Consider the following 12,468-nt stretch of genomic DNA (forward strand, 5'->3'; position numbering starts at 1 on the left):
CGGGGGAGGGGAGCTTACTCCCCTATCGCTGCCCCGCCGGGGTGGCGGTGGTCGGCCCCACCATAAAAACGGGCTGGTCCGTGGCTGTTCAGGCCGGGACCCCCTACCAGAATCCCCTCGGGAATGCCCCACGGCGCATGCAGGACAAAGCTGTACCCCTCCTGCTCCAGCGTTTGCTGCACCTGCGGGGTCAGGGCGTTTGCCTCAACCTCCACACTTTGTGGCATCCACTGTTCGTGCAGGCGGGGCAGGTCTATGGCCTGCTGGATGTTCAGCCCGTAATCCACAACGCTCAGAATAACAGAGAGTATAATGGTGGGAATGCGCGACCCACCGGGGCTGCCAATAACCATGACCGGCCTGTTATCGCGCGAGATAATGGTCGGCGCCATGGAGGAAAGGGGCGTTTTGCCCGGCGCAATGGCATTGGCCGCACTGCCGGGAATGCCAAACATGTTCAGCGCCCCGGGTTTGATGGAAAAATCATCCATTTCATCATTCATGATGATCCCGGTGTCCCCCCCCATCACCTTGGCGCCAAACCAGCCGTTCAGCGTATAGGTGGTGGAAATGGCAAACCCGTTCTGGTCGATTACCGAAAACTGGGTGGTTTCGGGTTTTTCGGGCGAGGCAACACCTGCACGCAGGTCAGCGGAGGGAATGGCTCTGTTGGGCGGAATATGCGCGCGTATGCTGGCAATATAGGCCGGGTCCAGCAGGCTGCTGACCGGGTTATGGACAAAAGCCGGGTCGCCCAGATCCCGCCGATCGGAATAGGCGTGGCGCATGGCCTCTATTTCACGCTGGAGAGCGGGGGCGGTGTGCAGGCCAAGGGCGTGCATGTCATACCCGGCCAGAACTTCCAGCATTTCGCACAGGGCAATGCCGCCTGCACTGGGGGGGGGGGGCTGTTTCCACCAGTAACCCACGGTAGGTGCAGCTTATGGGGGGCAGTTCGCGCGGCTGGTAGTGTTCAAAGTCTTTGGCCTGCAAAATGCCGCCATGGGCTTTGGACAGCTCCAGAATACTGGCGGCAATGGGCCCTTTGTAAAAGGCATCCGCCCCGTTCTGTGCGATCAGTTCGAGCGAGTGTGCCAGATTTTTCTGTACCAGCCTGTCACCGGGCTGGAAGGGGGAACCATCGGGGCGCAGGAAAACCTTGCGGGCATAGGGGTCCTGCGCCAGCGCAGCGGTGGAAGTGTTCAGGAGCTGCACATCCCCTTCCCCCAGCACAAATCCATCGCGGGCGAGCTGAATGGCAGGGGCCATGACCACTGCTCGGGGCAGGTGGCCCCAGCGTTTATGCACGGCCTCCAGCCCGGCCACAGTGCCGGGCACGGCTACGGCCTTCCAGCCCAGTAGGGACAGGTCGGGGATAACATTGCCCTTACTGTCCAAAAACATATCCGGCGTGGCTGCCAGAGGGGCCTTTTCCCGGAAGTCGAAAAAAATCGCAGGCTTGCCCGGTGGGCGCAGCATCATAAACCCGCCACCACCCAGATTGCCCGCAGCAGGGTACACCACCGCCAGTGCATACCCCATGGCAACGGCAGCATCGGCAGCATTGCCCCCTTTGGCCAGAATGCGCGCTCCTACCTCTGATGCCAGCTTCTGGGCAGAAACCGCCATGCCGTGCTGCCCGGGTACGGGAGCAGCCACGGCTGCATTAGCCGGCACCGCTGCCCCGTAGGCCAAGGGGTCGGCCACGGGTGCCGCGTAGGCTGGCAGGGTGGCAAAGCCTGCGCTCAGGCAACAAACCACCTGCACCACATGGCGCGCAACACGGGAGAACAACGTGGTGGGGGTGGTTTGCATGGCGCTTATCCTTCGGTTGGGTAAGGGGGGCAGTCGTACCCTGCGGGGGAACGGGTAAATATTTCATACCCGGTCTGGGTTACGGCCAGCATATGCTCAAACTGTGCGGACAAGGAGCGGTCACGCGTTACGGCGGTCCACCCGTCTTCAAGAATTTTCACTTCGGGTTTGCCAATGTTAAGCATGGGCTCAATGGTAAATACCATACCGGCCTTCAGCTTCATGCCCTCGCCGGGGCGGCCGTAGTGCAGGATGTTGGGTTCGGCATGAAAAACCTGCCCGATCCCATGCCCGCAAAAATCTTCCACAATGGAGTAGCGGTGTTTTTCGGCGTGGCTCTGAATGGCATAGCCAATATCGCCCAGAGTGGCACCAGGGCGTACAACCTCAATCCCGCGCATCAGGCTTTCATACGTGGTGGTGATCAGCTTGGCAGCTTTGATGGACACCTTGCCCACGGTGTACATGCGGCTTGTATCCCCGAACCAGCCGTTAAGCTTGGGGGTGACGTCGATATTGACAATATCGCCCTCAATCAGTGGCCGGTCACCCGGAATGCCGTGGCACACAACATGATTGACCGAAATACAGCAGGATTTGGGGTAGCCACGGTAGTTCAGCGGGCCGGGGGTGGCGCCATGCTCAAGCGTGTAGGCATGAATAATGCGGTCCAGTTCGCCCGTGGTTACGCCGGGTTTGACGTAAGGCGTAATCATGTCCAGCGTTGCTGCGGCCAGCTGGCCTGCCGCCCGCAGGTGCTTGAAGTCTTCTTCGGTATGGAGAACGATTCCGCCTCTGCCCGCCATTCTGCACTTCCTCATCGTTGTTGGTGCTTTTGAGAAAGCAGCAAGATGAAGAGTGCAGGCCACAAAGGCAACCCGCTTTGGTTATAACGGGCTGCCTAAATGGCCATAAAATGTTCAGGTCCGGTTATGGGCGGTTGTGTGGCGCACCATGCTGCGGCGGATGGTGGGCGTGGCAATGGTATGGACCTTGGCCCCAATAACCGCAGTATGGCGGCCATGGCTGACATTGGTAATAGCCGCGTGGTGACGGCGGGTCGCAGGTGCTTCCGCCACTTCAAGTGGTGCGTGCCTGTGGTTGGCGGCGGCCATGATCAGCGCGCCACGGCGGCTGCGGTGGCGCTGGCTGCTGGTGGCCTGTGCTACAAGAAGCGGGCGGGCAACAGGGGCTACGCCTTCGGCATCAAAGCCGTGGTCCAACTGGTTGGCCATGACCAGCGAGCGCTGGGTGTTGCTGGATGCCCCCATAACCACACCAACCAGCCGCACATTGTCACGCAGGGCGGAGGTCACAAGGTTACGCCCGGCTTCCTGCGTGTATCCCGTCTTCATGCCGTCTGCCCCGGCATAGACCTTGAGCATGGGGTTATGGTTGGGGATGTAGCGGCCATGGAAGCGGAAGGACGGGGTTGCAAAGTAATGGTAATATTCAGGAAAATCGGCAATCAGGCGGCGGCCGAGGGTGGCCAGATCCCGCGCGGTTGTCATCTGGTCGGGGTCGGGCAGGCCGGATGCGTTGCGGAACAGGGTCTTGGACATACCCATGGCGTGGGCCTGCTGGGTCATCATGGCGGCAAACTGGGGTTCGCTCCCGCCCCCGATCAGCTCACCCAAGGCACAGGCGGCATCGTTGGCGGATTTGGTGACCAGCGCAAGCACAGCCTGTTCAACAGTCAGGTGTGTGCCGGGAACCAGCCCGAGTTTGGAAGGTTCCATGGTGGATGCATGGATGGAAACCGGCACGGACTGGGTCAGGGAGATAGCCCCGGCACGCAGTGCGTTGAAGGTCATGTACAGCGTCATCAGCTTTGTCAGGCTGGCCGGGTAGCGCCGCAGGTCCGGATCGGTCTGGGAGAGCACGGCCCCGGTATTGGCATCCATGACAATGGAACTGATCTGTCCGGCATACTGCGCACGGGCCTGACTGGCCGTAGTAAATGCAGCAAGGGTTACACCAGCAAGCAGACCTGCCCATTTACGCAAACGGAGAGTTTTTGTGCTGCCCGATGTTAGTCTGTTGTGTTCCGTTATCTGCCGTAACGCCGGTTTGTCTGCCACTGCTACCCCCACCTGTGCCTTATGGAGCACTATTCCGCCTACTGTCAGGAATCGCAAGAGCATGGCGGCAAAAAACTGGAACTCTGGCGCATGGAATCCAACATAAGCTGTTCCCGCGTCTGTTCTGCCATGTTGTGCCCATGTGTGGCATAAATATGGCGCGCTGGTTCCATATTGGGCACGCACACCAGCTATTCTGTCGTTCCGCTCTCTTTTATTGTACTTTGGCTTTGCCAATATGGTGGTAAGGAACACCACTCGTTTTTCACCCTGCCTCGGGAGTTTGGTTGCCATGGCCTCGTTTCATCTTCCTGTTCTGCATACAGGCAACGGGCCGTCGCGGCGTGATGGAGGCATGGATTCGGACCGGGATGATGTGGAAATTGGCGTGGTTGTGCGGGCCAAACCTAAAACCCGTAAGCCCGCCATGTACAAAGTGCTCATGCTGAACGATGACTACACTCCCATGGAGTTTGTGGTGTACGTCCTTGAACGCTTTTTTCAGAAGAATCGTGAAGAAGCGACAGACATCATGCTCAACGTCCACCGCAAGGGTGTGGGTGTCTGTGGTGTGTTTACGTATGAGGTGGCAGAGACCAAGGTTTCTCAGGTCATGGATCTGGCGCGCCAGAACCAGCACCCCTTGCAGTGCACCATAGAAAAAGACTGATACCAGAACCTCTAGCGTTTTCCTGAACACAGGTTGGCTGCCAGCCGCGCTCTGCGGTGTTGGGCGTGTGCGCAAGCCCGTGGTCGGTGGGGTGTCAGCCCCGCTTCTGGCCTGCAAATGCCGCTTTGCAGGCACAACACGCATATTTTTGCGATTGAGTGCTTGGGTAAAAAGCGCGCAAAACCAGCATTCTTGCCAGAGATGAGAACGAAAAATGCGTGAACATGCGTTTTTTGCGTGGTTATGACTCGCATTTCTTGCCGAAGCAGCCAAATATGTTTGCAGGGCACCCGATCATGGTCCCGAGGTTGTTTTGCCGTGGTCGGAAAGTCCGGGGAAAGGAGCGTCTCGTCATGTTGTCACGCAATCTTGAGCAGACGCTGCATCGGGCGCTTATTCTGGCCGGAGAACGGCATCATGAATATGCCACGCTAGAGCATCTGCTTCTTGCCCTGGTTGATGATGCGGATGCCGTAACGGTGTTCCGCGCCTGTGGGGTTGATCTGGACCGGTTGCGGACAGACCTGACAGGCTTCCTCGACAAGGACCTTGCCGGTCTGGCGTCTGAGCGCCCGACCGAGCCCAAACCAACAGCCGCGTTCCAGCGTGTTATCCAGCGCGCCGCCATTCATGTGCAGTCCACCGGACGCGATGAGGTGACAGGCGCTAACGTGCTGGTCGCCCTGTTTGCCGAGCGTGAAAGCCATGCCGTGTACTTCCTGCAACTGCAGGATATGACACGTCTGGACGCCGTGAACTTTCTCTCCCACGGGATTGCCAAAGCCCCCGACCGCGCCACCCGGCGCCCGGTTGCGGGCAGCAATACCGGTGCGGAAAAAGGGGAAGAACCCGAACGGGCCGAAACCAAGGCACAGAAAAGCCAGGATGCGCTGTCCACCTACTGCGTCAATCTGAACGACAAGGCGCTGGCTGGTAAGGTTGACCCGCTGATCGGGCGGGATACCGAAATTGAACGCACAATCCAGATTCTGTGCCGCCGTACCAAAAACAACCCGCTATATGTAGGCGATCCCGGTGTAGGCAAAACCGCCATTGCGGAAGGGCTTGCCCGCCGGATTGTGGAAGGCAGCGTGCCCGAAGTGCTGCTGAAATCCACCATCTATTCGCTGGATATGGGCGCATTGCTGGCTGGCACCCGCTACCGCGGTGATTTTGAGGAACGCCTCAAAGCCGTTGTGACGGAGCTGGATCAGGACCCGCACGCCATTCTGTTTATTGATGAAATCCATACCGTTATCGGTGCGGGTGCAACATCGGGTGGGGCCATGGATGCGTCCAACCTGCTCAAACCCGCTCTGGCGGCTGGCACGTTGCGGTGCATTGGTTCGACCACCTACAAGGAGTTTCGCCAGCACTTTGAAAAAGATCGTGCTCTTGTAAGGCGGTTCCAGAAGATTGATGTGCCTGAACCCAGCATTGATGATGCGGTCAAGATCCTGCGCGGCCTGAAAGGTAGCTACGAAAAGCACCACAAGGTCCGCTACACGGAGGAGGCTATTCGTGGGGCTGTGGAACTTTCCGCACGTTATATTCATGACCGTAAATTGCCCGATAAGGCGATTGACGTGATTGATGAGGTCGGGGCTTCGCGCATGCTCCAGCCTGAAGGCCGCCGCCGCAAGACGGTCAACCTGAAGGATGTGGAAGACATTATCGCCCGTATTGCCCGCATTCCGCCCAAAAGCATTTCTGCTGATGACAAGGAAGTGCTGCGTTCTCTGGAGCGTGACCTCAAGGGCATGGTGTTTGGGCAGGATCAGGCGATTGATGCACTTTCCGCCGCCATCAAACTGGCGCGTGCTGGCCTGCGTGATCCGGAAAAGCCGATTGGCAACTATCTGTTCTCCGGCCCCACAGGGGTTGGTAAAACGGAAGTGGCCCGCCAGCTTGCCAACGCGCTGGGTATTGAGCTGATCCGCTTTGATATGTCCGAATACATGGAGCGGCATTCCATCTCCCGCCTGCTGGGTGCGCCTCCGGGGTATGTCGGGTTTGATCAGGGCGGTCTGCTGACTGATTCCATCGACCAGCACCCCCATGCCGTGCTGCTGCTGGATGAGATCGAAAAAGCCCATCCCGACCTGTACAACGTGCTGCTACAGGTTATGGATAACGGCCGCCTGACGGACCATAACGGCAAAACGGTCGATTTCAGGAATGTTATCCTGATCATGACCACCAACGCCGGTGCGTCCGACATGAGCAAGGAGGCCGTAGGCTTTGGCCGCAAGGTGCGTGAAGGCGAGGATGAAGAGGCCATCAAGCGTCTGTTCACCCCCGAGTTCCGCAACCGGCTGGATGCGGTTATTCCCTTCGCTCATCTGACGCAGGAAATTGTCGGCCAGGTTGTTGAAAAGTTCGTGCTGCAGCTTGAAGCACAGTTGGCTGACCGGCACGTGACCATTGAACTGTCTTCGGCAGCCAAGGAGTGGCTGGCAGAAAAAGGGTATGACCGCCTGTACGGTGCTCGTCCGCTGGGTCGGGTTATTCAGGAATCCATCAAAAAACCTCTGGCCGAGGAGCTGCTGTTCGGGCGTCTGGCCAAAGGGGGTGCCGTTAAAATCGGCCTCAAGAATGGTGAACTGGCGTTTGATATTGTGGAGAGCAATGCCAGCGCTGCCTCCAGCTCTGGCGAGGATGAACGCGGGAGCGAAAAGGAAGAGGAAGCCGCAGACTAACTTTTGCACTCACTGTGAAAAACATATTTGGCTGGCCAGTTTTTCTGGCCAGCCATTTTTTGTTCAGTCGTATTTTGTGCCGTTGACAATAACGTAGCCCGGAATGCCCCATGAGCGGCCAGTGCCACGGTGTGTCCAGTCCACGCCCTGCTGGCGGGCTGAATCATAATAATACCGTCCTACCACTTCGACCTTGTCGCCCTTGGCGACCCATGGCCAAGCGGGGGTGTGCATTTCGTCCAGGTTGGTCACAATGCGGATGGAAATATTGGGTGCAACCGTTATGTAAAAATAGCCATGTCGGCCGCTACGGGTTTGTCTGGCGGTTTTGGAAAGAGTTAGAACAGTCCCGCAAATATGCACTGCGGCATCGGCTTTTGGTCCACCGTTTTCAAACGCCTGCTGTTTGCTCAGAAAATCCTGATTATCGCATGTGGCAGACACGGAGGCAGGCAGGTTGGTATCTGCGTGTCTGTGCCGGGCCTGTGCCGGGGTGTTCAGGGTAGGCAGGGCCAGCCCGGCGCATAGGGCCAGCAGGGACATGCGGCGTGTAAAGTGGAACATGGGAATCCTTGTACGGGGTCAGCAGGTTTATCTGGCTGTGTTCATGACCGGGCGGTAACCTTGTGTCAAATGCACGTGATAGGGATGGAACAGGCTTATAATCAGGAGTTTACAGATCTTAATAATTTCGGCAAAACAGGGGGATACAGTATATTCTGCTGTTGTTTTGGCGAAAATGGTTGTGTGTCCCATGCGCCACATTGTTTCGATACCGGATTGAAAGACATATCCCGCATGCAAGACGATATTCTAAAACTTGCTTACGAAGTCTCTCAGATGACGCGGGAAAAAATTCATCTGATTGCTTCAGTCATGAACGAAGCCAAGTTTCTTGCCATCAACACACGCATTGAAGCCGCGCGGGTAGGGCAGGCCGGAGCGGCCTTTGGCCTGCTGGCAGACGAAATGGGGCGTATTTCCACCCGTATTGTTGGCATTGCCTCCGAACTGCGCAGTGCAACGGACAGCAGCACCGAGCGCCTGCTACAGGCCGGGAACGATCTGCTTTTGCGCGGCAAGGGGGAACGTATGACCGACCTGGCCCTGAATGTTGTGGATCTGATTGACCGTAATCTGTACGAACGCTCGTGCGACGTAAGGTGGTGGGCAACCGATAGTGCCGTTGTGCAGGCGCTGGAAAGTGCAACCCCCCAAGCGTACCAGTATGCTGCGGAGCGTCTGGCAACAATTTTAAAATCCTATACTGTTTATCTTGATCTTTTTATTGTTGACCCCAGAGGCAAGGTGGTGGCCTGTGGCCGCCCGCAGACACACCGTTCTCTGGAAGGGAGCGATATGTCGGGCGAGGCATGGTTCGCAAAAGCCATGCGCACGCAAAGTGGGGAGGAATATGCGGTAGCAGACGTTAACCGTGTGCAGGCACTCAATAACGAACAGGCCGCCATTTACAGCACCGCCATCCGCGCGGGTGGGGATGCGCGCGGGCAGGTTCTAGGTGTGCTCGGCATTGCGTTTGACTGGGCACCGCAGGCCGAAGCCATTGTAAACGGTGTGCGCCTGTCCGATGTGGAACGGGGGCAGACGCGCGTTATGCTGGTAGATGCCCACAAGCGTATTATTGCATCGTCTAACGGTAGTGGTGTGTCGGGCGATTATTACAAGTTCACACCGCAGGCGGAGCGTGGCTACTACGTAAGCGGGGATAAGCTGATCGCTTATGCCCATACGCCGGGGTATGAAACCTATAAAGGCCTTGGCTGGTATGGGGTTTTGGAAACCAGCCTGTAAAACAAAAGCTATTTAAGCAGGGTTTGCCTGTACCCCAGAGGAGTTTCCCCCCATTGCGGCTTGTACCGCAATGGGGGAGGTGTTTCAGGGTTTTTCCTGCAACAGGCGTGTGCGGTAGTCATCAAGCTGGCGCATGACGTCGGGGTTGGGCTGTGGGGTAACCTGCCGCAAATTGTGCAAGGCCCGGATAATGGTGCCAATAACCACAAGACGTGCATACCATTTGTGGTTGGCAGGCACGATAATCCATGGGGCATGTGCGCGCGCGGTCTGGGCAATGGCATCCTGGTAAGCAGTTGCGTAATCATCCCAGTACTCGCGCTCATGCAGGTCCGAGGGGGAAAATTTCCAGCGTTTTTCAGGAATATCCAGCCGGGCCAGCAGGCGTTCGCGCTGTTCCTCGCGTGAGATGTTCAGGAAGAATTTGAGCACAATTGTGCCCTGCCTGCTCAGGTAGTGTTCAAGGTGGCGGATGTCGCTGTAGCGGCCATCCCAGAATTCGGGGGTGTTGAGTGCCCCGGGAACATGCCCGTTTTTAAGCAGGTCAGGGTGGACGCGGCTGACCAGAACATCCTCATACTGGCTGCGATTAAAAATAACGATGCGCCCTGCCTGCGGTGCAGCAGCATGGATGCGCCACAAAAAACCATGCAGCAGATCGGTCGGGCCGGGCTGCTTGAAGGAGGTTACGGCAACGCCTTGCGGGTTCACGCCGGACATGACGTGCTTGATCGTGCCATCCTTGCCAGCGGCATCCATGCCTTGCAGAATGATCAGGAGCGAGTGGGTCTGGTTGGCGTACAGAAGTTCCTGAAGGTCCTGTAGCAGACCCTTGACCTGCCTGAGCAGTTTTTTGCCCGTGTCCTTGTCCAGTCCCAGATGCCCATCATCATCGGGGTTGTGGTCGCCCAGCCGGAACTGGCTGCCGTCCGTGACCTTGTAGCTGTCGAGTGCATTCAAAAAACGGGAGAGGGTGTTCATGGACAGGTGTCCTGAAAATTGAGCAATATGTGTCGGATGCATAGAATTACAGACAACAGTTGTGCTGGCAATCTTGCCAAAAAAGGAAGTGTTTCTCATATCTTGGGGGATGGTATTCGCAAACACGCCCCAACTCGCCCCTGCTGTTATGGATAACGGCCTTTCGCTGGCAGGTATGCTGCTGGTGGCAACGCCTATGCTTGGGGGGACCGCGTTCGGGCAATCCCTTATCTACATGTGCAGCCATACGCCAGATGGAGGGGCCATGGGGCTTGTTATCAACAACGCCTGCCCCGCCCAGATTTTGATGATCTGCTGGAGCAGTTGCATATTACCCCTGTTCCCCCGGTGCGCAGGATTGGCCTGTGCGCTGGCGGCCCGGTGGAAGAGGGGCATGGCCTTGTTCTGCATTCTGGGGAGTGGAGTGGTCAGGACAGCCTGCGTATTACCGAGAATGTGACACTCACCTCCAGCATGGATGTACTGCAGGACATAGCACAGGGGGGAGGCCCGCAGGATGCCCTGCTGGCCATGGGGCATGCGGGCTGGTCTGCGGGGCAGCTTGAGCAGGAAATTTTTCAGCACGATGCATGGATGGTGGTGCCCGCCACGCGTGAGCTGATTTTTGGCATGGACCATACCGTTAAGTGGCGGCGGGCTCTGGCGTCCATCAACATTGACCCAGCCCGTCTGAGCGGGCAGGCGGGCCATGCCTGAGCGCACGTGCTCAACACCCATATCCAGATTACGGCTTGGCGGCAGGCCGGTTGCTCAGTAAGGATCGACCCGTGTGGTTTCGGTCGGTTTTCTGGCCCAGCGCCAGGCACTTATGCCTTGCCGGGCCAGTTCGCGGTGCATGATCATGATCGGCCATTGGCCAGACCCCTTGTAATGGCCCATGCCATCGGGGGCGGACAGGCGTTTGGCCAGCGCTTCCACCAGTGTAACCGAGCGGTGCCGACCACCTGAGCAGCCAATGGCGATGGTGGCGTATTTTTTGCCTTCCTGCACAAAGCGCGGCAGCACAAGCTGGAGCATGGCGTGGATCTGGTTCAGAAAAGGCAGGTAGTCCGGGTCGTGGGTTACGTAGGCTGCAACATCCCCATCCAGTCCGGTTTTGGGGGCCAGTTCGGCTACGTAATGCGGGTTCCGCAGGAAGCGGGCATCAAACACAATATCCGCCTCCCGTGGCAGGCCCGCGGGGTAGGCGAAGGACATAAGGGTAACAGTCAGCCCTTCGCTTGCACCACCAAGCCACGGGCTAAACCGGCTTTCCACAAACTGCCGCAGGTCTGGTGGGGGCATATCGGTGGTGTCGATCACCAGATCGGCTGCGGCGCGCAGGGGGGCGGTCAGGGCGACTTCGGCCTCTATACCTTCCTTTATGCTGCTATGGGGGGCTAGCGGGTGCCGCCGCCGGGTGGCGGTATAGCGGCGGAGGAGCACACTTTCGTCCGCTGTGGCGTAAATCAGCTCCACGCGCAGGTGGGGGTTAACCCGCAGGCGGGCCAGAGCCGCCAGCACGGCGGACGCATCAAACCCTCTTGTGCGGGAATCGACCCCTATGGCCACAGGCCGTTCTGCGCGGGCTACAATATCGTCCAGCATGCCAAGTGGCGGGTTGTCGATCACCTCGTGGTCAAGGTCTTCCAGAATCCGCAGGATGGAAGACTTGCCCGCCCCGGACAGACCAGACACCAGCAGAATGCGGCGCGGAACCGACGTATCATCCGCCATGTGCATGGCCGGCTCTTCCTTTTTATTGTCCGAACAGAGGCATGCTCCCACCGGGCCGTTGGTGGCCTCTGGCGCGCAATTCGGATGCGGCGCGAGTTTAAAGCAGTTTTATGCGGAAAGAGAAGGCATTCTGCTCAGACCAGCTATACCGGATGTTAAGGAATGAGGCCAACCGACCCAAGGTGGTGCATTTGTTACGAAAGGGAAAATTGCGGTTCCCGCGCGGCTGCCTTACATCATCATTCCGTGATGAAAGATAAAACCCTGACACGGACCCCACGTTCCGTCGCCAGTCGTCCGCGTGTCGTGCAAACGGCGGGTGGCTTTGAGCTTGCCGGGCTGCATGCCCCCCAGTTCCGGGGGGTGGACCTTGCCGACCAGTGCCGGGCAGCCTTTGAAGAAGCCGTAACCTTGCTGGAGCCGCATGATCTGACATTGCGCGACGTCAGCCGCATTGTCTGCCATATTGCGGATGCGGATGAGTTTCCTGCCAGTTTTCCGGTTTTTCGCCAGTTTTTTCCTACCACATCACCGGGCATGACCATGATGTGGCTTAAGGATGCTCCCTCTTCGGTACCAAAAATCACGGTTGATCTGATCATCAACGTGCCGGAAGAGGAAGATATGGACGTGGCAGCAGGGTTCTGACGCCCCACAACGCCATACCCCGCCA

9 protein-coding genes and 2 pseudogenes are annotated in these 12,468 nt (G+C 57.9%); 5 read left to right on the forward strand and 6 right to left on the reverse strand.

Annotation, left to right across the window (positions count from 1 at the left end; translation table 11 throughout):
- Nucleotides 1-14 precede the first annotated feature (14 nt).
- The 3 genes and pseudogenes from ggt to LKE65_RS05325 form a co-directional block, all read right to left on the reverse strand.
- A pseudogene (gene ggt / locus LKE65_RS05315) lies at nucleotides 15-1,815 on the reverse strand (gamma-glutamyltransferase).
- Nucleotides 1,816-1,820: 5 nt separating this feature from the next.
- The gene (gene map / locus LKE65_RS05320; RefSeq protein WP_086646330.1) at nucleotides 1,821-2,621 is read right to left on the reverse strand and encodes a type I methionyl aminopeptidase; all 801 of its coding nucleotides are present in this window, start codon (nucleotides 2,619-2,621) and stop codon (nucleotides 1,821-1,823) included.
- 114 nt (nucleotides 2,622-2,735) lie between these two features.
- Nucleotides 2,736-3,896 (reverse strand): D-alanyl-D-alanine carboxypeptidase family protein, encoded by a 1,161-nt coding sequence (locus LKE65_RS05325; protein WP_244896411.1) that lies wholly within the window; start codon nucleotides 3,894-3,896, stop codon nucleotides 2,736-2,738.
- Between the two features lie 292 nt (nucleotides 3,897-4,188).
- On the opposite strand from LKE65_RS05325, the gene clpS reads away from it, so the two are divergent.
- Entirely contained in the window at nucleotides 4,189-4,566 is a 378-nt protein-coding gene (gene clpS / locus LKE65_RS05330; RefSeq protein WP_086646328.1) for an ATP-dependent Clp protease adapter ClpS, read from the forward strand.
- A 353-nt stretch (nucleotides 4,567-4,919) separates the two neighbouring features.
- On the forward strand, nucleotides 4,920-7,265 hold the full coding sequence (clpA, locus tag LKE65_RS05335; protein ID WP_253528159.1) for an ATP-dependent Clp protease ATP-binding subunit ClpA: 2,346 nt from the start codon (nucleotides 4,920-4,922) through the stop codon (nucleotides 7,263-7,265).
- Between the two features lie 63 nt (nucleotides 7,266-7,328).
- On the opposite strand, the gene LKE65_RS05340 is transcribed toward clpA, so the two are convergent.
- On the reverse strand, nucleotides 7,329-7,829 hold the full coding sequence (locus LKE65_RS05340) for a hypothetical protein (RefSeq protein ID WP_278740675.1): 501 nt from the start codon (nucleotides 7,827-7,829) through the stop codon (nucleotides 7,329-7,331).
- Nucleotides 7,830-8,063: 234 nt separating this feature from the next.
- On the opposite strand from LKE65_RS05340, the gene LKE65_RS05345 reads away from it, so the two are divergent.
- The gene (locus LKE65_RS05345; protein ID WP_086646325.1) at nucleotides 8,064-9,077 is read left to right on the forward strand and encodes a cache domain-containing protein; all 1,014 of its coding nucleotides are present in this window, start codon (nucleotides 8,064-8,066) and stop codon (nucleotides 9,075-9,077) included.
- An 84-nt stretch (nucleotides 9,078-9,161) separates the two neighbouring features.
- Here the strand turns inward: LKE65_RS05345 and LKE65_RS05350 are convergent, their stop codons facing one another.
- The gene (locus LKE65_RS05350) at nucleotides 9,162-10,058 is read right to left on the reverse strand and encodes a polyphosphate kinase 2 family protein (protein ID WP_086646324.1); all 897 of its coding nucleotides are present in this window, start codon (nucleotides 10,056-10,058) and stop codon (nucleotides 9,162-9,164) included.
- A gap of 109 nt (nucleotides 10,059-10,167) precedes the next feature.
- On the opposite strand from LKE65_RS05350, the pseudogene LKE65_RS05355 reads away from it, so the two are divergent.
- Nucleotides 10,168-10,775, forward strand: a pseudogene (locus LKE65_RS05355) (YqgE/AlgH family protein).
- A gap of 54 nt (nucleotides 10,776-10,829) precedes the next feature.
- Here the strand turns inward: LKE65_RS05355 and rapZ are convergent.
- On the reverse strand, nucleotides 10,830-11,801 hold the full coding sequence (rapZ, locus tag LKE65_RS05360; protein ID WP_278740676.1) for an RNase adapter RapZ: 972 nt from the start codon (nucleotides 11,799-11,801) through the stop codon (nucleotides 10,830-10,832).
- Nucleotides 11,802-12,044: 243 nt separating this feature from the next.
- On the opposite strand from rapZ, the gene LKE65_RS05365 reads away from it, so the two are divergent.
- On the forward strand, nucleotides 12,045-12,443 hold the full coding sequence (locus LKE65_RS05365) for a hypothetical protein (RefSeq protein WP_086646321.1): 399 nt from the start codon (nucleotides 12,045-12,047) through the stop codon (nucleotides 12,441-12,443).
- Nucleotides 12,444-12,468: the final 25 nt, after the last annotated feature.

It is taken from the genome of Acetobacter fabarum, from assembly GCF_022483405.1.
In the GTDB taxonomy this organism is placed as follows: domain Bacteria; phylum Pseudomonadota; class Alphaproteobacteria; order Acetobacterales; family Acetobacteraceae; genus Acetobacter; species Acetobacter fabarum.